We start from the raw sequence: 21,009 nt of genomic DNA, 5'->3' as shown, positions 1-21,009 counted from the left end.
ACGCGTTCGACAGAGACCCGGATTCCGGGCCCCTTCTCACGACGCGGGCCCCGGATCCTGAGACGGATCCGGGGCCCGAGGGGTTCATCGCCGGGCGGCGCCACGGCTGCTCAGGCGCCGTCGGCCCCGGCGGCCCGCGCCGCGATGTCCGTACGGTGCCGGGAGCCCTCGAGCCCGATACGGCCCACCGCCGTGTACGCCCGCCGGCGCGCCTCGGCGAGGTCGGCTCCGGTAGCCGTGACGGACAGCACCCGGCCGCCCGCGCTCACCACGGCGTCGCCCTCCTGCCGGGTGCCCGCGTGCAGGACGTAGGCGTGCGGGGCGTCCTCGGACGCCACCTCGGCGAGACCGGTGATCGGGTCGCCCGTGCGCGGGGTGCTCGGGTAGTTGTGCGAGGCCACGACCACGGTGACCGCTGCGTCCTCGCTCCAGCGCAGGGGCTCCAGATCCGCGAGGGTGCCGTTCGCCGCGGCCAGCAGCACGCCCGCGAGCGGTGTCCTCAGCCGGGCGAGGACCACCTGCGTCTCGGGATCACCGAACCGGGCGTTGAACTCGATGACCCGGACACCGCGCGAAGTGATCGCCAGGCCCGCGTACAGCAGACCGGAGAAGGGGGTGCCGCGGCGGCGCATCTCGTCGACTGTCGGCTGGAGAACGCTCTCCAGGACGTCCTCGACCAGCTTCGGCTGGGCCCACGGCAGCGGCGAGTACGCCCCCATGCCACCGGTGTTCGGCCCCTCGTCGCCGTCCAGCGCGCGCTTGAAGTCCTGTGCCGGCTGGAGCGGCAGGACCGTCTCGCCGTCGGTGACGGCGAACAGGGAGACCTCGGGTCCGTCGAGGTACTCCTCGATCACCACGCGCTCGCAGTCGGCGGCGTGCGCCTTCGCGGCCTCCAGGTCATCGGTGACGACGACGCCCTTGCCCGCGGCGAGACCGTCGTCCTTCACCACGTAGGGGGCTCCGAAGGCGTCGAGCGCCTCCTCGACCTCGTCGGCGGTCGTGCAGACGTACGAACGTGCGGTGGGGACGCCCGCGGCCGCCATCACATCCTTGGCGAAGGCCTTGGAACCCTCCAGCTGGGCGGCCTCCCGGGAGGGCCCGAAGACGGGGATCCCCGCCTCGCGCACCACATCGGCGACGCCTGCGACGAGCGGCGCCTCCGGGCCCACGACGACCAGCCCGACCCCGAGCTCGGTGGCCAGCGCGGCCACGGCCTTTCCGTCGAGGGCGTCGACCTGGTGCAACTGGGCCACCTCTGCCACACCCGCGTTTCCGGGGGCGCAGTGCAGTTCGGTGACATCGGGGTCGAGGGAGAGGGAGCGGCACAGGGCGTGTTCGCGGGCGCCGCTACCGATGACGAGGACCTTCACGGGGTCAGCCTAACCGCCGGGGCGGGATGGCCTTGTGGGGGCCGCCGAACGGAGCGGGGGCGGCCGTTTGTGGGTTCCTCCCAAAATGAGGAGTGCCGCCCGGTGACCCGGCTCGCACCCGCCTACTCGTTCGTGAACTCCTCCACGACCGTGGCGCCGAGCTCCCGGACGATCAGGTCGTGGCCGGACAGGGCCGACTCGTCCAGGTCGGGGTCGTCGTCCTCCGGCATGTCGTCCTCGGGAGCGACCACGTGCCGTTCGGCGGGAGGCGCGGCCTGGGCAGGGGCCGGGGGCGCCGGAGCAGGGGACACCGGCGTGGCCGGACGCGCCGCCGATGAGGCAGGCTGCTCCGCGGGGGCGGGACGGGGCGCGGGCGAGGCGCCGCCGCCTCCTGGCTGGAAGCCGCCACCGAATCCCGAGCTCCCGGTGGCCGGCGGTGCCGAGCCACCCGACGGGTCGACGATGGCCTCCACCTTCCACTGCACATTGAACTGTTCGGCCAGCGCCTGCCGCAGCACGTCCTCGCTGCCGCTGCTGAGGAAGTTGTCGCGGGCGCCCGCGTTCACGAAGCCGATCTGCAGCGTGGTGCCGTCGAAGCCCACCACCTGCGCGTTCTGGCTCAGCAGGATCCAGGTGAAGCGGCGGCGGTTCTTCACCGACTCGAGAACGTTCGGCCAGAGCGTGCGCGGGTCGAGACCGCCGGAGCCCGGCGTGGACGCCGCGGGTGCCGGAGCTGCCGGGGTGTCCGGAGAGGTCGGTGCGGTCGGCCGGCCCTGGGCGGCGGGTGCCCGGACACCGCCGGCGGGCGCCGCGGTGGGCCAGCCGCCGGGACGGCGGCCGCCCCCCGCGGAGGCGGCGGCGGGCCACGCACCGGGCGCGCCGGCGGCCGGCGCCTGCGGTTGAGCCGGCGCGGGGGCGGCCGGTGGCGGGGTGGTCGGTGCGGGGGCGGCCGGGGCGGCCTCCTGTGCCGCAGGCGACGGTGCCGACACCGGGGGCGCGGCAACCTCGTGGGCAGCGGGGGCCCCGGCCGGTCCGGCACCACCGGAGCGCACGGCGGCACGAGCGGCCGCCGCGCCTCCACCTGGCGGCACGGGTGCCGCATCCTGTGGAGCCGGTCCCCCGGTCATACCGCCGTGCACCTCGGGACCCGGCACATATCCCATGGCGGGAGCGCCGCCCCCGGAATGGCTGACGCCCCGCTCCAGACGGTCCAGGCGGGCCATGACCGACCGCTCGTCCCCGTACGCCGCGGGCAACAGCACCCGGGCGCAGATCAACTCCAGCTGCAGCCGGGGCGAGGTGGCTCCGCGCATCTCGGTGAGCCCCTCGTTGACCAGGTCGGCGGCGCGGCTGAGCTCGGCCGGGCCGAAGACGCCCGCCTGCGCCTGCATGCGCTCGAGTACGTCTGCCGGGGCGTCGATGAGCCCCTTCTCGACCGCGTCGGGCACGGCGGCGACGATCACCAGATCACGCAGCCGCTCCAGCAGATCGGCGACGAACCGCCGCGGGTCGTTGCCCCCCTCGATGACCCGGTCCACGACCTCGAAGGCGGCGGCCCCGTCCCCGGACGCGAAGGCCTCGACAACGGAGTCGAGGAGCGACCCGTCCGTGTAGCCGAGCAGCGAGGTGGCCATGGCGTACGTCACACCGTCAGCACCCGCGCCCGCGAGCAACTGGTCCATGACGGACATGGAGTCACGCACGGATCCGGCACCGGCGCGCACGACGAGCGGCAGGACCCCGTCCTCGACGGGGTTGTTCTCCTTCTGGCACACCTCGGCGAGGTAGTCCCGAAGGGTGCCCGGCGGCACGAGCCGGAAGGGGTAGTGATGGGTGCGCGACCGGATGGTCCCGATGACCTTCTCCGGTTCGGTGGTCGCGAAGATGAACTTGAGGTGCTCGGGCGGCTCCTCGACCACCTTCAGCAGCGCGTTGAATCCCGCCGACGTGACCATGTGGGCCTCGTCGATGATGTAGATCTTGTACCGGCTGCTCGCGGGCCCGAAGAATGCCTTTTCCCGCAGGTCACGGGCGTCGTCGACACCACCGTGCGACGCGGCGTCGATCTCGATGACGTCGATGGACCCCGGCCCGTTCCTGGCGAGGTCCCGGCAGGACTGGCACTCGCCGCACGGCGTCGGCGTCGGGCCCTTCTCGCAGTTCAGGCAACGGGCCAGAATGCGCGCGCTGGTCGTCTTGCCGCAGCCTCGGGGCCCGCTGAACAGGTACGCGTGATTGACCCGGTTGTTCCGCAGCGCCTGCTGCAGCGGGTCGGTGACATGCTCCTGCCCGATGACCTCGGCGAACGACTCCGGGCGATAGCGGCGGTACAGCGCGAGAGACGACACGCATACGAGGTTATAGGCGTCCACTGACAAAGTGACCGGCCCGAGGCCCACTCCCGGACCCCTGCGCCCGCGACCCTCACCCGCAACGCAGAAGACCCCTCACGCACCCGCCAGAGCCAACCTACCCTTGCTGCCTTCCGGCCCTGGGGGAGTTCAGTCAGATAGCGCCGCGTGAGGGGCTGGACCCCAGCGTACCTGATCGCAGGGGGCCCGAACGAGTTCGCTAGCACTCCCCGGCGTCATGTAATGTTTCCGGCGGAGGATTCGCCTAGAGGCCTAGGGCGCACGCTTGGAAAGCGTGTTGGGGGCAACCCCTCACGAGTTCGAATCTCGTATCCTCCGCCATTGCTCTCACCGGGCAATACGTCGAAGGGCCCCACCTCACGGTGGGGCCCTTCGACGTTGTCCTCGGACCTCGTTGTCCCGGCCTGGTTCTTGTCCACAGCGGGTGTCTCTGCGATCTACCGGGCGCCGTCCTCGAGCATGGCACCGGGCACGTGGAGGTACCGCGCCCGCACGCTTGCGGAGGTGCCTGGCTCCCACCCCGTGATTCCCCCGTCACCACAAAACGCGTCTGGCCCCGCCGCTCACGCGGCGGGGCCAGAACCCCAGGATCTTCACGAGCCTTCTAGGCGATGCTGTTGAACTTGGTGCCTTCGCCCGCGTAGAGGGTGGTCGTCAGCCGGCTGAACGGGGCCGTCGTCGAACCGGTCGAGCGGTAGACGTACGTGCCGTTCCGGCCGTAGGCGATCAGGTCGGGGCGGCCGTCGGCGGTGACGTCGCCGGCACCGGCGAGGTGGGAGAAGGCGTTCCAGCCGGAACCGATCCTGACGCGGGTGCTGAAGTTGCCTTTGCCGTTGCCCTGGTAGAGCCAGAGGACGCCCGAGGTGTCGCGGGCGACGAGGTCGCCGGCCGTGGTGCCCGCGATGTTGCCGACGGCGGTGATCTGGTTGTAGATCTTCCAGCCGCTGCCGACCCGGGCGCGGCCGGCGAAGGGGGCGGACGAGCTGCCGGTGCCCTTGTAGAGCCACAGGACGCCGGAGGCATCGGTGGCGAGGAGGTCGGGCCGGCCGTCTCCGGTGAGGTCGCTGCCGGCGGTGATCTTCTTGTAGGTCTGCCAGCCGGTGCCGACCTTGACGCGGGTCGCGAAGGTGCCGTCGCCCTTGCCCAGGTACATCCAGAGGACGCCCGAGGTGTCACGGGCGACGAGGTCGCCCGTCGAGGTGCCGGCGAGGTTCCCCGCGGCCACGATCTGGTTGTAGACCTGCCATCCGGTACCGATCCTCGTCCGCTTGGCCGTGGTCACCTTGCTGCCCGACGGCCAGTCGAAGAGGTCGTCCCGCCACAGCGCACCCGAGGCGTCCCGCGCGAGGACGTCCGTCGAGCCGTTGTTGTTGAAGTCGTGCGGGTTGGCCTGGCGCGAGACCTGGAAGTTCCCGTGGGCGGTCGCCGGGCCGCCGACGCCGTCGGTCGGGGTGGCGGTGATCTGCCAGGTGTAGGCGCCGTTCGGGGCGCTGATGCCCTCCAGGAGGCCGTCCCAGACAATGGCGAAGCGGCTGTCGGAGACCGGCTGGGGCAGGCGCTTGGTGAGCTTCTTGCCGGTGGCCGTGTGCGTGAGCGTGAGGTCCACGGTGGCGTTCGCGCGGGACAGGGTCCACTCCATCGGGACCGTGGTGCCCGGCTTCTCCAGGCTCACGGTGGTGGGGGCCTTCGACCCGGTCACCTTGACGGCCAGGACCCGGCCCGTGTCCGCCACGAGCGTGGCGCTCGGCAGGCCGTCGTTCCCCTCCCAGATCCGGAACAGCCCGTCGGCGTCGGCCGTGGCGCCGCGCACGAGCAGACCGCCGTCCGGCGCGTGGGCCACGCTGGAGAAGTGCTCCAGGAGTTTGTACGGCGCGGCGGTGGAGTTCTTGACGCTCCGGGCGTACAGCGGGCTCAGCGTCTCGTCGGTCGCCTTGCCCGGGACCCCGTAGAGCAGCGTGTCCCTGGTGACGCCGGCGATGACGGCACCGCTCATGGGGCTGTCCATGGCGAACCTCTGGTGGACGCCGGTCCCGTCCACGACGAGTTCGGTGACGCCTCCTCGGTACTCGACCGACGCCTCGTAGTCGGCGGTGTAGGCGCCCGTCGAGGCCTGGGTCCACGGGGCGGTGTTCCCCCTGCTGCCCGACTCGATCGGCGCGTCGCCGTCGACGGTCGTGCGCGTCTTCCAGTACTCGGTCCGGAAGGTCGCCGGGCTCGGGAAGACCCGGTTGCTGCTCAGGACGAGCAGGACGTCGCTCGTGGCGGCCACGACCTTGAAGTCCATGCTGTAGGGGTTGGACGAGCGCTTCGTCTTCTTGGCGACCCCGTCCACCTGGGCGAGCTGCCACAGCTCGTGGTAGTCCCCGCTGCCTGTCGGAACCTTCACGAAAAGGTTGTCGCCAACCACGCCGACGAGTTTCGCGCCGGGCTTGAACTCGGACGCGAGGTCGTAGGACGCGGACCGGCCGGCGCCTTCCGTCATGTCGCGCAGGAAGACCGTGCTGCCGCCGTCGCCGGTCACGACAATGTCGGAGTTGCTGTCGTAGCCCATGGTGCCCGTGATCGGCAGCACCGAGCCGTCTGCGTACCTGTGCCACTCCAGGACCTTGTCACCGGAGTCGTCCGACCGGGACGTGAGGTATCCGGTGTCACCGGTGCTGACGATCTCGGCACCGAGGGGCAGCTTCGCCTCGCCGATGGTGGCGGGGGCGGCGGTCCTGGCAGCGGGAGCGGCCACGGCCCCGGGCGAGACCAGGACGCCGGCACCGATCGTCACGGCGAGAACGGTGGCGACGGAGGCGCCGAGACGGCGTCGGGTGGTGCGTATGGAAGCCAAGGAAGTCCTTCCTGATGAGCCGGGCTGTACGCACATCCGTGCGTGCCGACCGGTCGGACCTGCGAAGAGGGCGGGCAGTTGTACGAGTGGCTCTTGTTTTTCCGGGACGACGAGCGGACCGGGAGCGCGGGGCGAGCCTCATGGGCATGCGCAGCTCCGTCGGCGCCGTGTCGACCGGTCGGGCGGCGACGGCTGTCATCGCCTCGGCCCCGTCGGTCGCGGACGCGCCGACGCCCGGACGCCCGCATTGTGGGAGCGCTCCCGCGCCAGGCAGCATGGCACGCATGACGACCTCTCGAGCGCTCATCCGGCCCTACCGCCCCACCGATCGCGACGCACTCTTCGACATCTGCGTGCGCACGGCGGAGAACGGCGGTGACTCCCGGCAGATCTACCCCGACCCGGAGTTGCTGCCCAACATATTCGCCGCTCCCTACGCGGAGCTGGAACCGGAGCTGGCGTTCGTCGTGGACGACGGCGAGCGGGCGGTGGGATACATCGTCGGCACCGCGAACACCTCTGCCTTCGTGCGGCTCTTCCGGGAGGAGTGGCTGCCCGGGCTGGTCGACCGCTACCCCGCCCCCACCGGCGAGCCGAGCACACCGACCGGCGTGATGCTGCACCTGATGCACACCCCCGAGCGGATGCTCGTGCCCGAGATCGCCGACCATCCGGCCCACCTGCACATCGACCTGCTCCCGAGCCACCAGCGGCTCGGCCACGGACGCGCGTTGATGGACACCTTCCTGGGCGCGCTGTCCGCGCAGGGGGTCGAGCGGGTCCACCTCGGCATGGTCACCGCCAACACCGCCGCCCGCGCCTTCTACGACCGCCTCGGTTTCTCCGTCCTGCCGGTACGGTCCCCCGGGCCGCTCACCTACCTCGGACGCGCCACGCGCTGAGGCACGTCTCCCGCGGCGCGAGCACCCGGCGACGGACGCGATACGGACGGCCGTCCGGCGAAGCCGCAGGGCCCCCGGTTGTGGGGGTTGTGCGATGTCCTGGTCCCCACGGGGGCCGGGAGTGCTGCAATGCAGTCGATTTACCGGTGATGCACGTGAGCGGAGGCTTCGCGGTGGACGGGGGAGATCCTCAACTGCTTCGGATCGAGGTGCTCGGGCCGTTACGGGCCTGGCGGGGCGGAGCACCCCTGGATCCCGGGCCCGTCAAGCGGCAGGCCGTGCTGGCCGGGCTGCTGCTCCGACGGGGAATCGTGGTGAGCCACGAGCACCTTCTCGACGGGGTCTGGGGTGCGGAGCCACCCCTCTCCGGAAGCAAAGTGCTGGCCAGTCACATCAATCCCCTGCGCAGGACGTTGGACCCCGCGGGCACTCCGCACACGGCGTCTGTGATCCGCAGCGGCAAGGGCTGGTACCGCTTCGTCGACGGCGTGCGGCTCGATCTGTCGGATCTGTCCGAGCGCGGCGACAAGGCGCTGCGCACCAAGGCGTCCGGCGACCTGGCCACCGCTGCGGACGAGTTGTCGGCCGCGCTCGCTCTGTTCCGGGGCGAGCCGCTGGCCAACCTGCCGGGGCCGTTCGCGCAGGCCGAGCGGGAACGGTTGCTGGAGCGGCGCCGGACGATCCGGCTGGAACGGCTCGACTGCCTGATTCTGCTCGGCCGGTTCGGCGACGCCCTGGACGACCTGGCGGTTCTGTCCACGTTCGAGCGCTACGACGAATCGCTGCTGGCGTTGCGCATGCGCGCCCTGTACGGCTGCGAGCGTCAGGCGGAGGCGCTGAACGCCTATCACGACATGCGTATGCGCCTGCGTGACGAACTCGGGGTCGATCCCGGGGAGGACCTCCGCCGGGTGCACGAGGCGGTGCTGCGCCAGGACGACGCCTGCCTGCTCGCACCGGCGGCTTTTGCGACGCCACCGTCGTCGACCCGGCCCGTCGTCCGCGCCGCCCCGCAGGCAGGGCCGCCGGAGCAGCCGGTTCGCCCGCCACGCGACAGCGCTGCGCCCGGGCCTGCGCCCGCACCCGCACCCGCACCCGCACCCGCACCCGCACCCGCACCCGCCGAACTGCCGCACGACGCGGCGGGGTTCGCCGGCCGGGCCGAGGAACTCGCCAGGCTCCACGCGCTGCTTCCGACGGAGCAGAACCAGGGTTCGGCGAACACCGTGGTCATCTCCGCCATCGGGGGAGCCGCCGGCATCGGCAAGACCGCTCTCGCGGTGCACTGGGCGCACCAGGTGCGGGATCGTTTCCCCGACGGCCAGCTGTATGTGAACCTGCATGGATTCGACCGCGACCGCGAGCCGCTCGAGGCCGGCGAGGCCCTGGGGCTCCTGCTGCGCAGCCTGGGGCTGGCTGCGTCGGAGATCCCCGCGGACGAGGAGGAGCAGTCGCGCCTGTACCGGACGGTGCTCGCCGGCCGGCGCCTGCTGGTGCTGCTGGACAACGCGGCCTCGGCGGAGCAGGTCCGTCCGCTGCTTCCGGGCAGCCCGTCCTGCCGTGTCGTCGTCACCAGCCGCAATCGGCTCGGTGACCTGGTGGTCCGCGACGGCGCGCACGCCCTGCCGCTGGACCTCCTCCTGCCGGACGAGGCCCGCGCGCTGCTGGGCGAGGCACTCGGTGCGGAGCGGCTCTTCGCCGAACCGCAGGCCGTCGACGAACTGATCCGGCTGTGCTGCGGCCTTCCGCTGGCGCTGCGGGTGGCCGCCGCCCGGCTGGCGGGCGATCCGGGCCTGCGCCTGGCCGACCTGGTCGCCGAGATGTCCGAGGGCAATCGGCTGGAGGCGCTGGAGCCCGACGGCGACGAGAACTCCCCTTTGCGTGCGGCCTTTTCCGTCTCGTACCGGGTGCTCGTACCCGCGGCGCGCAGGCTTTTCCGATCGCTCAGTCTGTTTCCCGGGCCGGAGTTCACCGCCGAGGCCGCGGCCGCCCTCCTGGACGCGCCGTTGCCTCAGGCCCGGCGTCTGCTCGGTGCGTTGACCGCCGCCCATCTGGTCGAACCGGTGACGGTCGGTCGATACCGGTTCCACGATCTGCTTCGCGAGTACGGCCAGGAGCGTGCGCGGGCGGAGGATCCGGCACCTGATCGCGACACCGCGTTGCGCCGCGTGGTGATCTGGTACTTGCACGCCGCACGCCAGGCCGCGGGGACCTGGCTGTTCCCGGAGCTGCCCGCCGCCCTCGACCCCGGCGAGCAGCAGGGCCTGCCGACGGCCGCCGAAGCCGGACGCTGGCTGCAGGCGGAGCGGGCGAATCTGCTCGCGGTGGTCCATCACGCGGGCCGCCACGGTCCCCGGCCCGTCGCCTGGCATCTGAACTCCGTGCTGTTCGGTCATTTCTGGCTCCATCTGCCACGGACGACGTGGCAGGCCGGCGCACAGACGGCGCTGCGTGCGGCGGAGGCCGAGGGAGACCTGTTCGGCCAGGCGGCCATGCACGTGAGCCTTGGAGTGATCGAGTGGGACTGGGGGCATCCCTGGGAGGCGACGCGTCACCACACGCGCGTACTGGACATCAGCCGGGAGCTCGGCTGGCCGCTGGGAGAGGCTGCGGCTCTCGGCGTCGGTGGTTGCGTGGAGTGGAGTCTGGCACGCCTCGACAGTGCGCTCGAGCGCCTCACCGCCGGCATGCGGATCGTCCATGAAACCGGGAACCGGTATCTCGGGACGTTCGGGCTGCTCGGCCTTGGTATGACCTGCCGGGATCTGGGCCGGCTCCGGGAGGCTGCGGGGCATCTCGAACTGGTCATCAGCCGCAATGCGGAGATGAGTTGGTGGGACGACAGCCTGGCACTGCAGATACTGGGCGGGGTCTACTGGGAGCTCGGACGTCTGACCGACGGCCTGGACGTCCTCGGTCCCAAGGTGGCCGCCGACGACAGGGGCGGATACCGCAACGGCCGCGCCATGATGCTCGACACCGTCGCCAAGATCAATATCGAGCTGGGTCGCCACCAGGAGGCCCTGGCTCAGGCCGAGCGAGCCTTCTCCATGGTCAGGGCCCCTGGTCGCGCCTGGATACAGTCCGGCATCCTCAACACGCTCGCGGCCGCCGACCGGCATCTGGGCCGCTTCGAGCAATCCCTGCGGACCGACGCACAAGCTCTCGCTCTGGCCCGGAAGGCCAGATTCAAACGACCGGAGGCGGACAGCATCCTGGGCCTCTCCCTCACCCACCAGCGGCTCGGCCAGCACGATGACGCCCGTCGCCATGCCGAGGAGGCGCTGCGCATGGCACGCGAGTACGGCTTCCGAGTGGTGGAGGGACAGGCGCTGACCGTTCTGTGCCGCGCCGCGCAGGCCGAGTCGGCGCGCGCCGCGGCCGTCGGCCTGGGTCGCGAGGCGCTGGCCGTTCATCGCCGCACCGGTCATCGGCTCGGCGAGGCCCGCGCCCTCCTCGCACTGGCCCGTGCCCTTCGCGGGACGGACGACGACGCCGCCGAACTCGCGCGGCAGCAGGCGCTGGAGGTCTTCTCGGAGGTGGGAGTGCCGCCGGAGGGATTCGGAGATCTCGACCGGTGACGCAGCCCGGACGACGGCGCTCCGCCGCTTGTGGAGAGGACGAGCGGCAGGGTGCCGGTTCGGGCAGGCCGCCGCGGGTCGGACGGGTGCAGACGGGGCAACCGATCGTCATCTCATGGGTGTTCGGGCTTCCGGGCCAGGAAGGTGGCGATCGTTCTCCTCACTTCCCCGGCGGGCTCCTGCAACAGCCGTGCGGTGAGCACGAATCCGGCCTCGGCCAGCAACGCGGCGAGCCGGTCCGGCGGTTGCAGATGGGACTCGTAGGAGACGGGATGGCCTCCATAGGCCTGTGCCGGACGCAGACGCACGTCGTCTCCGACGTACCCGGCCATCATCAGGTGGCCGCCGGGTGCGAGCGTGCGATGGAACTCGGCGAACACGACGGGCAGCAGCTCGGGTGGCGTGTGATGGGTGGAGTAGTAGGCCAGGATGCCGCCGAGTTCGCCGTCCGGGAGCGCCAGCCCGGTCATCGAACCCACCGTGAACCGCAGCGCCGGATGGGCCTGCCTGGCCAGCTCGATCATCTTCGGGGACAGGTCGACGCCGAAGACGGACACGCCCAGCGCCGCCAGATGCGCCGTGACCTTGCCCGGCCCGCAGCCCAGGTCCGCAACCGGCCCGCGATCGGCCGTCCGCACGACCTCGGCGAACGCGGCCAGCATCGCGCGGGACAGCGGGTCCAGCTCCGCCGGCGACTTGACGCGCTCCGCATAGGCGGCGGCAACGGTGTCGTACGACTCCCGGACCGCGGCAAGGTAGTCGGGCTCGATCATGTCGGCGACTCTAGGGGAGAGCACCGACACGGGGCGGGTCCCCGGACCGTGCCGGTCGCAACAGCACACCGTACGCCCTTTGCTCGAGCCGACGTTGAGTCGCGGCAGTCCCCTGTGCCGGGTGTGGGGCTTCGGACCGGCCGCGGCACGGCCGGGATCGATCCTGCCGCACGACCGGTTCACCTCCCGTTCCCGCTCGAGTGCACACCGACGCGGTGCGCACCCCGTACGACCGGGTGGCCGTGACCGGGGCCGAGCCGATCACGGTGGCGGCATCTCCGTCGAAGCGCACCCGGCCGTGCAGTGGTCCATGGTGATCGGCCGGGGCGCGCCGGGTCACGAAGAACCACCCCGGGGCGACGCCTTCCGGCGCCGGCCGCACCGCGTCCGTGCCGCGGCCTCGGAACCCCTGGTCATCGAGGCCGCCGAGATTTTCCGCACAAGCGGCTTCCCGTGCTCCCCGTACGAACGAAATGCACCCGCAGGTCGGAACCTGCCCGATGTGACCGATCTGATCAATGTTGGGCTGATGAGCCCACGCAGCACCGGAATTGAACCGCCGAACGAAGAACACCGTGGCCACCGTGGCCGGTCCGGGTCCGACGCCGCACCCGACAAGGGCGAGTGCGGACCCAATCAAGTCGGAGGTTAACTCCACTTGACCCAATGTAGTGAGCAAGTATTCCGGAAAGTCATCTGCGTCACCTCGCGCCGATACCTGTGATCCGCCGGGCCGGTGTGCGCTGGTCGGTGCGCTCCGGTGACCACCGGAGCGCACGTCCTGAAGGAAATACGCAATGACAATTCGCGCAAAGAGACCCGCGGGGGCCGGCACACGCCGTACCGCGATCGCGGTCGCGGTGGCGCTGGCATTCGCCGGCTCTGTGACGGGAGCGGGAACCGCCTTCGGTTCCGCCGATGCCACGGCCGCGGACAGCCATGCCGTGAACGGGAACTGGCTCCCGGACACGCCCGAGAACTGGCCGCTGGTGGTGGACTACACCCGCACGCCGGCGGAGACCGTCACCCATGGTCTGCAACACTACAGCGAGACCTACGACACCGTCGGCGGCCGCCAGCACATCCAGGTGCTCTCGGCCGACCTCGACGACCCGAACCTCCGGGTGGCCATGGTCGAGGCCGGTGACACCATCACCAACCCGGCAGACGAAACGCCCTCTTCGATGGCCCACCGCACGCACGCGGTGGCCGGCGTCAACGGCGACTACTTCGAGATCCACGCCAGCGGACGCCCGCTCGGCGGCATCATGACCGACGGGCGGCTGCTGAAGAGCCCCAAGCCGGGCTTCGCCTCCCAGCTGGGCGTCAAGCCCGACGGCACCATGGTGATGGGTCAGGAGACCTTCTCCGGCACGATCACGGCCGGGTCCGCGAACCACGCGCTCACCTCGGTGAACACCGTGAACGACGTGGCATCCGGCGGTATCACGGAGGTCACCCCCGACCTCGGCGAGACCCCGGGCCTGTCCAAGGCGTCCACCCTGGTGCTCGGCCACAGCACCGACGGCGGCTTCGTCGTCGACGAGGTGCAGTCCGGCGTCGCCACCGTGCCGCGGCTCTCCGCCGGCCGGCTCGGTCTGCTCGGCGCCGGCGACGGCGGGCAGTGGCTGTCCGACAACCTGCACAGCGGCGACACGGTGGGCATCACGACCCACTTGGCGCCCGACAACGATGTCACCCAGCTGATCAGCGGCGTCGACACGCTGGTGAAGGACGGCAAGGTCTACAAGGACCCGACCGGCACCCCGCCGAGCGGCGCCAACCCGGAGACCGCCGTCGGCATCACCAAGGACGGCAGGCACGCCATCGTCGTCGCCATCGACGGCCACGGCGGCGCCTCCACGGCCTTCGGTGTGACGGCCGAGCAGGCCGCCGGCTACATGGTGGCCCACGGCGCCTACACCGCGATGCTGTTCGACGGCGGCGGCTCCACCGGCATGGTGAGCCGCGCACCCGGCGCCGACCAGGCCGAGGTCGTCAACACGCCTTCCGACCTGCCCGGGAACACCGAGCGCCCGGTCGCCAACGGCATCTTCTTCTACTCCACCGCCAAGGAGGCCGGACCGGCCGTCAAGGTCGTGGTGAACGGCGGCAAGACGGTCACCACCGTCGCCGGCGGCTCCATCCCGCTCCCGGTGCACTCCGTCGACCGGTTCGCCAATCCGGCGGCCGGCCAGGACCACGTCCGGATCGTGCCGTCGAGCCTCGCCACGTACGAGGACGGCAAGCTCACCCCGCGCCGCTCCGGTACGGGCCGCATCATCGCCTTCAACGGCAAGGCCTTCACCTCCGAGAAGCTCGAGGTCGTCAGCAAGCTCGAGTCCCTCACGGTCTCGCCCGACAAGGCCGACCTCGACAACGGCGCCACCCAGCAGCTCGCCCTCTCCGGCACCGTCAAGGGCGGCGGCGAGGTGCAGATCCCCGCTGAGGCGGCGAACTGGAAGGTCACCCCGGACAACCTGGGCACCGTCGACACACACGGCCTGTTCACGGCGGACGCCGACAACGGCGGCCTCGCCGAGGTGAGCGCCAAGGTCGCGGGCGCCACCGGCACCACGTCCATCGCCGTGGGCAGCGTCAGCAAGGTCATCGACCCGATGACGAGCCTCGACGTCTGGCGGCTCAGCAACAACACCACCGGTAAGCCCGCCACCCTGGCCACCGACCCCGGTGTCGTCCCGCCGGGCTCCACCGAGTCCGGGTCGCTGCGGCTCGACTACTCGATGCCGGCCGGCGCCGGCGTCAAGCAGCTCGTGCTCTCGCCGCGCACCACCCTGAAGACCGACACCAACAACGGCCAGGTCCCCACGGGCATCGGCGTGTGGATCAAGGGCGACGGCAACGGCATCGAGCTCGCCGAGAAGTACATCGGCGTCAACGGCACCTCCACGACGCTCTACCCGACCTACGTGACGTGGAAGGACTGGCACCTGGCGGTCGCGCAGCTGCCGGCGGGCATGCAGTTCCCGCTGACCATCAGCTTCATCGACTTCCTGGCCATCAGCCCGAGCACCGCCTACAGCGGTTCGCTCAACGTCGCGGGCCTGCAGGCGCTGTACTCGCCGCGTCCGGTCACGGTGCCCGAGTACCACGCGATCCCGCAGAACCCCGAGTGGCTGTCCTTCGAGGAGGACTCGGCCGACTTCGCCAAGCGCGGCACCACGGTCCTCACCGGTGACGACGCGCACATGCTCGCGAGCGACCCGGGCTCCGTCAGCAGCAACGTGATGGACTCCATCGCCAAGCGGCTGCCCACCCTCACGCCGCAGGCACGGCCGGACTCCGCCCAGTTCCTCGGCGACATGTCCGACGACGGCAAACTGGCGGACCTGCAGTACGCCAAGTCCAAGATGGACGCCCTCGGCGTCCCCGAGCGCGACATCGTGGGCAACCACGAGATCACCCAGGGCGCGGACTCCGAGGACGGCAACTACAGCGACACCTTCGGTGACACCCACTACGCCTACAGCCAGGGCGCGGCGCGGATGATCGTCACCGACAACTCGCACGGCAGCCTGCAGTCCTCGGACCCGTTCCAGAACCCCGAGGGCGTGCAGTACCCGTGGCTGGTCCAGCAGCTGACGGACACCACCGCCAAGGACGTGATGGTCATCACCCACATGCCCGCGTACGACCCGCACCCGGCCGCGAACAGCCAGTTCACGGACCGCTGGGAGGCGCGGATGTACCTGCGGCTGGTGCAGCGCTACCAGGAGACGCACCCGAAGCAGCACGTGATCATGATGTACGGTCACGCCCGCGGTTTCGCGGAGCAGATCCTCAACCCCGAGGGCCAGAGCGTCAGCACGGAGGACGGCGGCATCCCGCAGTTCACCTTCGCGGACCTCGGCATGCCGGCCTACGCGCCGGCCGACCAGGGTGGCATCTACCACTTCGGTCTGGTCCGCATCGGTGACGACGGCGACCTGCAGTACACCGTCGAGCCGGCGCTCGCCACGATCAAGGTCACGGGCCCCAAGGACCCGATCGCCCGCGGCGACCGCGTCACCCTGACCGCAACCGGCGACCAGATCGCCGGTGACAACATCGCACCGCTCACGATCCCGATCGCGGACCCCGCGTCCCACGTGTGGACCTCGAACAACCCCAAGGTCGCCTCGGTGGACCCGGCCACCGGCGCCCTGACCGCCCACCGCTCCGGCACCGTCACCGTCTCGGTGACCTCCGGCGGAGTCACGGGCAGCGCCCAGGTCGTCGTCCAGTGATCTGACGCCTGATCCACGGCGGGGTGCCCGAGCGGTATCGGGCACCCCGTCGGCGTTCGCAGGCCCGGCGAGCGGGGCCACGTGCGCCCGGGGGTGATCCGCCGTGGCCAGTCGCCCGCGGATTCCGGTCTTCGGGACAGTGGGAAGCGCCGAGGAGGGTTGTTGCCCTGCGGTCACTCATCCGTCCCGCCCCGAAGTCGGGATCCCCGCCGGGCCGGGAATCGCGCGCCCGCCCGGGCGCCGGCGGCCCGTCCTCGTCGATGCCGGCGACGGCTCAGTTCAGCACCACGACGACCAGGAGCAGCAGGAGCACGGCCACGGCGACCGCGGTCGAGGCGATCGCCGAGAAGCGGACGACGCGCTGCTTCGAGGGGCGTTCGACGACCTTGATGCCGGTGGAGGACGGGAAGGCGAAGTAGACGCGGTCCGGGTCGGCGTGGACCGTGACGCGCGCGAGGGGGAGATACCGGATGGTCACACGCCGGCCCACCTCGTTCTTCGCGAGGGCCAAGTGGCCCTCGATCAGCGTCCGGTGGGCCGGCTCCAGGTCGTCCGGAAGCTTGTCCGTCACGCCGGTCAGCACCGACCTGCGCCAGGCGCCCGCTCCGTCCGTCGCCGAGCGGATGTGCAGCGGCGCCGCCTCCTCCACCTTCCGCTGCTCGGGAGTGCGACTGATCACGGCGCCGGTCCAGGTCGTGAACAGGCCTGTGCCGGCGCACTCCGTGTGTTTCACCCGGCCCTCACCCCGGCAGGCCGAGCACTCCACGAAACCGCTCGCCCGGCACACCGGGCAGTCCACGCGGCCCTTGCCGAGGCACTTCGGGCACGCGGCGTCCGGGCGGTGGCAGCGGGAGCAGCGGGCGCGTTGCGGGCCGTCGACGGGACGGGATTCGGTCCGGTTGCCGCGGCGCCGGGGACGGCCGGTGCCGTCACATTCCCAGCATGCGTCGATGCCGCCTCCGCATCCGTCGCACGACACGAACTTCTCGCAGATGAGGCGGCCGTTGCCCGTACAGCGCCCGCAGGTCCTGCGGCCCCCCTCGCAGCCCTCGCACGCCACTTCCCCGAGCGAGCCCTCGCGCACCAGCTCCAGCCTCAGTGGGGTCACCGGGTCGGCGGGCGTCTCGACCGGATGGGAGGCCAGGTCGGTGTAGGCAGGGCGATCGGCGATGTCACGGCGACGGCCCGTGGTCCTCATCTCGCGCTCGCTGCGCTCCTCGACGCTGCGGACGATCCGGCAGTCGAGCAACGACTGCCAGGACAGGTGCGCGGCGCCGGGAGAGGTGAGCAGCACGCTGATCCCGTGCCGGGCCACGTGCTCCCCGACGGCCTGGAGCAGCTCCTCCGCGGACGGTTTCCTCGCCATCGCCGCCCCCTCGTCGACAGATGCCGGAAGGGCAGCAGGGTAAGAGCCGTCCTGCCGGTCATCAAGAGGGCCGACACGGCGAGCGGTGAACGGACCGGGCACCCGGGCACGGCCGGCCGTCCCTCGTGGACGCGCGCGGTGCGCAGGTCCACGAGGGAGAAGTCCGCCGGGCGGAACGGGTGGTGGCCGGAGTTCTCCGTCGAGCGGAGCCCGGTCAGCCCTTGTTGGAGCCCAGGGTCAGACCGCTGACGAACTGGCGCTGGAGCACGAAGTACACGACCAGGGTGGGGATCGCGGTGAGCAGGGCGCCCGCGGCGACCAGGTTGGGGTCCGTGAAGTACTGGCCGGAGAGGTTGTTCAGCGCCGAGGTGATCGGCATGTTCTCGCCGGTCGAGATCAGTACGAGGGCCCAGAAGAAGTCGTTGTAGATCCAGATCGAGAGCAGCGTCGCCAGGGCCGCCATCGCCGGCTTGCACAGCGGCAGAGTGATCTGCCAGTACATGCGCCACACCGAGGCGCCGTCGACGAGCGCGGCCTCGGTCAGTTCGTGCGGCAGCGAGCGCATGTAGTTGCTCAGCACGAAGGCGCAGAAACCGGACTGGAACGCCACATGGATGAGGACCAGGCCGAGTGCGGAGTCGTACAGCTTGCCGCTCGCCGTGATCCCGGGCAGGTTCGTGAGCAGGTACAGCCGGTACAGCGGGGTGATGATGACCTGCTGCGGGAGCAGATTGCCCGCCGTGAAGACCAGCAGCAACGCGAGGTTGAGGCGGAAGTCGAAGCGGCTGACGTAGAAGGCGACCATCGACGACAGGAACAGCGTGAGCAGCACGGCCGGCACCGCGATCAGCAGCGTGTTGCCGAAGTAGTGCATCATGTCCGACTGCTCGAACGCGTTCGTGAAGTTGTCCAGGCTGAGCTTGTCCGGCCAGGACACATACCCCTTGGCGCTGGTCTCGCTGTAGGGGCGCAGGGCGGAGAAGACCGCCCACAGCAGCGGCGCGAGCCACGCCAGTGCCGTCCCGGCGAGGAAGACGTGCAGCAGGACGCGGGCGGGGCGGAGGGGTGCGCGTTTCTTGAGCGCGCCGGCCGCGAGGGTGGGGGCGCTCACGATCGCCGCTCCTTCCGGAAGGTGGCCACCAGATAGGGGATGATCACGGCGAGCGAGATGACCAGCAGGACGACCGCGATGGCCGACCCGTAACCGATGCGGCTGGACTCACCGATGATGTTGTTGGTCACCAGGATCGACAGCAGCTCGGTGCCCTGGGCCCCCTTGTTGAAGACGAACACCAGGTCGAAGGCGCGCAGGGCCTCGATGATGGTGACGACCAGAACGACCGTGTTGGTGGGCCGCAGCGTCGGGAAGATGACGCTCTTGAACGTCTGCCACTCGTTTGCGCCGTCCAGGGCCGAGGCCTCGCGCAGGGACGGGTCCACACTCTTCAGACCGGCCAGGTAGAGGATCATCATGTAGCCGGTGTGCCGCCAGGAGGCGGCCACGAGCACGGCCCAGAGGTTGAGCTTCGGGTCGCCGATCCAGTCGATGTAGTGGCCGGGCTTGTTGGCGCCGATCAGGCTGTTGATCAGGCCCGTGTCCGGGTTGTAGACGAGCTGCCAGACGAACCCGATGCACGCCATCGAGATCACGACCGGCAGGAAGAACGCCGTCTGGTAGACGCGGCTGAAGCGGATCCTCTTGTCCAGCTGGACGGCGAGGAAGAGGCCGAGCGGCGTCGGGACGAGGATGAGCACCACGAACCAGATGACGTTGTGCTCGACGGCGGGCCAGAACTGCGGGTTGTCGGAGAAGAGCTGCTTGAAGTTCTCCAGGCCGACCCACTTGATCGAGTCGAAGCCGATGCCGTCCCAGGTGGTGAAGGCGAGTGCGATGGAGGCGAGGGCGGTGACCCAGACGAGGGCCAGGTGCAGGATCGTCGGCACGCCCGCCATGACGGCGAGCGTGATCCGGTCACGGCGGGTCAGCAGGCGCCGATGGCCCTGCGTGACCCGCCTCTTCGCGGGCGCGGGGCCCGGAGGCGGCACGGAGGCCGCCTCCGGATTCTTCGTCGTCGTCTCCATGGTCATGCGGAGGCGAAGATCGTCTTCTTCTGGCGCTCGATCGAGGACAGCAGACTGTCGACGCCCTTGGGGTTCTGGACGAACTTCTGCAGCGAGGGCTGCATCACCGTGGAGGTGAAGTCGGGGCGGCTGTCACGGTCCATGAACTGGGTGAGGTTCTTGGCGCCGCTGATCATCGTGAACGCCTTCTTCTGCAGGGCGCTGTACGAGGACGTGTCCGCCTTGCTGGAGGCGGCCACCACGCTGGGGTCGGTCTTGAGGTACGTCTCCTCCGCCTCCGGGCTGCCCAGGTACTCCAGCAGCTTCACGACGCCGTCGTGGTTCTTCGGGGCCTTGCTGACCATGAATCCGTCGGTCGGCGCCTCGACGGTGTCCTGGCCGTACGCGGAGTTGATCTCCGGGAAGGGGAAGAAGTCGAGGTCGTCCAGATCGGCCTTGTTGGTGAACTGCTGCGCCACGAAGCTGCCCAGGAGGTACATGCCGGCCTTCTTCGCGACCAGCGACTGAGCGGCGTCCTGCCAGGTGCGGCCCAGGGCTCCGTCCTGGTGATAGGGCAGGAGCTCGGTCCAGTGGTCGAAGACCGCCTTGACCTTGGCGTCGGTCCAGGACGCCTTGCCCGCCATCAGCTCCACGTGGAAGTCGTAGCCGTTGAGGCGGAAGTTGATCTGGTCGAAGGTGCCCATCGCCGGCCACTGGTCCTTGTCGCCGAACGCGATCGGGACCAGGCCGTCCTTCTTCATCTGCTTGCAGAGCGCGACGAGCTGGTCCCAGGTGGTGGGGACCTGGTAGCCGTGCTGCTGGAACACGCTCTTGCGGTAGAAGACCGCCCACGGGTACGTGGTCAGCGGGACGAAGTAGTACTTGCCGTCCTCGCCCTTGCTGAGCTTCTTCATCGCGTCGGGGAAGTTGTCCCCGATCTTCTGCCACACGTCGTCGATCGGGGACGCGAGCTTCTTGGCGGCGAAGAACTGCATCCGGAAGCCGGCGAACCAGTTGAAGACGTCGTCCGGTGTGCCCTGGAGGTAGGAGTTGATCTGCTCCTGGAAGGTGTTGTGGTCCTTCGTGTTCACATCGACCGTGATGCCGGACTGCTTCTTGAAGGCCGCGTAGACCTCCTCGAACGCCTTCTTCGGCACCGCGTCCGAGGCGTTGGAGCCGAGGCTCACGGTCTTCGGGTCGGATGCCGCGCCGCTGCCGCCGCAGGCGCTCAGCAGGGGTATGCCGGCACCGGCGAGAACGGCTGCGCCGCCGACGCCACGCAGCAGTGAACGACGGCTCGGGCCGGGGACGGTGAGGCCGGACGGGGTGTGATGCATGACGGCTCCTGGGGGCAGGGTCGGTCACGGGCGGATCTCTGAGGACTTGGGTCAGAATCCACCAGAAACCAACTCGACCGAACATCGTGGCCGTCATAAGACTCGCATGTCCGGTCATACGTCAAGAGCTGTCGTGGCCCGTTTTTGAAACGTAATCGACATCG

11 protein-coding genes, 1 tRNA gene and 1 other RNA gene are annotated in these 21,009 nt (G+C 70.4%); 4 read left to right on the top strand and 9 right to left on the bottom strand.

The window, feature by feature from the left end:
• Positions 1-110 precede the first annotated feature (110 nt).
• The 3 genes from purD to ffs all read right to left on the bottom strand — a co-directional run bounded on the left by purD (position 111) and on the right by ffs (position 3,902).
• Positions 111-1,370: a phosphoribosylamine--glycine ligase gene (purD, locus tag ADL25_RS25225; RefSeq protein WP_059130109.1), complete on the bottom strand. Its 1,260-nt coding sequence runs from the start codon at positions 1,368-1,370 to the stop codon at positions 111-113.
• A 122-nt stretch (positions 1,371-1,492) separates the two neighbouring features.
• On the bottom strand, positions 1,493-3,718 hold the full coding sequence (locus ADL25_RS25220) for a DNA polymerase III subunit gamma and tau (protein WP_059130108.1): 2,226 nt from the start codon (positions 3,716-3,718) through the stop codon (positions 1,493-1,495).
• Between the two features lie 87 nt (positions 3,719-3,805).
• An RNA gene (gene ffs, locus ADL25_RS25215) (signal recognition particle sRNA small type) lies at positions 3,806-3,902 on the bottom strand.
• Between the two features lie 73 nt (positions 3,903-3,975).
• On the opposite strand from ffs, the gene ADL25_RS25210 reads away from it, so the two are divergent.
• Positions 3,976-4,063, top strand: a tRNA-Ser gene (locus ADL25_RS25210).
• Between the two features lie 283 nt (positions 4,064-4,346).
• Here the strand turns inward: ADL25_RS25210 and ADL25_RS25205 are convergent.
• Positions 4,347-6,578: an FG-GAP repeat domain-containing protein gene (locus ADL25_RS25205; protein WP_059130107.1), complete on the bottom strand. Its 2,232-nt coding sequence runs from the start codon at positions 6,576-6,578 to the stop codon at positions 4,347-4,349.
• A gap of 284 nt (positions 6,579-6,862) precedes the next feature.
• Here ADL25_RS25205 and ADL25_RS25200 point away from each other — a divergent pair, with 284 nt between their 5' ends.
• Both ADL25_RS25200 and ADL25_RS25195 read left to right on the top strand, forming a co-directional pair.
• Positions 6,863-7,480, top strand: a complete 618-nt coding sequence (locus tag ADL25_RS25200) for a GNAT family N-acetyltransferase (RefSeq protein ID WP_059130160.1) — start codon at positions 6,863-6,865, stop codon at positions 7,478-7,480.
• Positions 7,481-7,635: 155 nt separating this feature from the next.
• The gene (locus ADL25_RS25195) at positions 7,636-11,061 is read left to right on the top strand and encodes an AfsR/SARP family transcriptional regulator (protein WP_234381033.1); all 3,426 of its coding nucleotides are present in this window, start codon (positions 7,636-7,638) and stop codon (positions 11,059-11,061) included.
• 113 nt (positions 11,062-11,174) lie between these two features.
• On the opposite strand, the gene ADL25_RS25190 is transcribed toward ADL25_RS25195, so the two are convergent.
• Complete coding sequence (locus ADL25_RS25190; RefSeq protein WP_059130106.1) at positions 11,175-11,834, bottom strand: class I SAM-dependent methyltransferase; 660 nt, start codon at positions 11,832-11,834, stop codon at positions 11,175-11,177.
• 797 nt (positions 11,835-12,631) lie between these two features.
• On the opposite strand from ADL25_RS25190, the gene ADL25_RS25180 reads away from it, so the two are divergent.
• Positions 12,632-16,081, top strand: coding sequence for a phosphodiester glycosidase family protein (locus ADL25_RS25180; RefSeq protein WP_059130104.1), 3,450 nt, complete (start codon positions 12,632-12,634; stop codon positions 16,079-16,081).
• Between the two features lie 274 nt (positions 16,082-16,355).
• On the opposite strand, the gene ADL25_RS25175 is transcribed toward ADL25_RS25180, so the two are convergent.
• The 4 genes from ADL25_RS25175 to ADL25_RS25160 all read right to left on the bottom strand — a co-directional run bounded on the left by ADL25_RS25175 (position 16,356) and on the right by ADL25_RS25160 (position 20,845).
• Positions 16,356-17,447 (bottom strand): hypothetical protein, encoded by a 1,092-nt coding sequence (locus ADL25_RS25175; protein WP_059130103.1) that lies wholly within the window; start codon positions 17,445-17,447, stop codon positions 16,356-16,358.
• 214 nt (positions 17,448-17,661) lie between these two features.
• Positions 17,662-18,558, bottom strand: coding sequence for a carbohydrate ABC transporter permease (locus ADL25_RS25170; protein ID WP_059130102.1), 897 nt, complete (start codon positions 18,556-18,558; stop codon positions 17,662-17,664).
• Positions 18,555-19,535: a carbohydrate ABC transporter permease gene (locus ADL25_RS25165; protein ID WP_059130101.1), complete on the bottom strand. Its 981-nt coding sequence runs from the start codon at positions 19,533-19,535 to the stop codon at positions 18,555-18,557. Before ADL25_RS25165 ends, ADL25_RS25170 begins: the two co-directional genes overlap by 4 nt.
• Complete coding sequence (locus ADL25_RS25160) at positions 19,532-20,845, bottom strand: ABC transporter substrate-binding protein (protein WP_059130100.1); 1,314 nt, start codon at positions 20,843-20,845, stop codon at positions 19,532-19,534. The genes ADL25_RS25165 and ADL25_RS25160 overlap by 4 nt, the downstream gene beginning before the upstream one ends.
• Positions 20,846-21,009 lie beyond the last annotated feature (164 nt).

This window comes from Streptomyces sp. NRRL F-5122 (assembly GCF_001507435.1).
GTDB lineage: Bacteria > Actinomycetota > Actinomycetes > Streptomycetales > Streptomycetaceae > Streptomyces > Streptomyces lannensis.
This window is presented reverse-complemented; position numbering and strand designations above follow the sequence as displayed.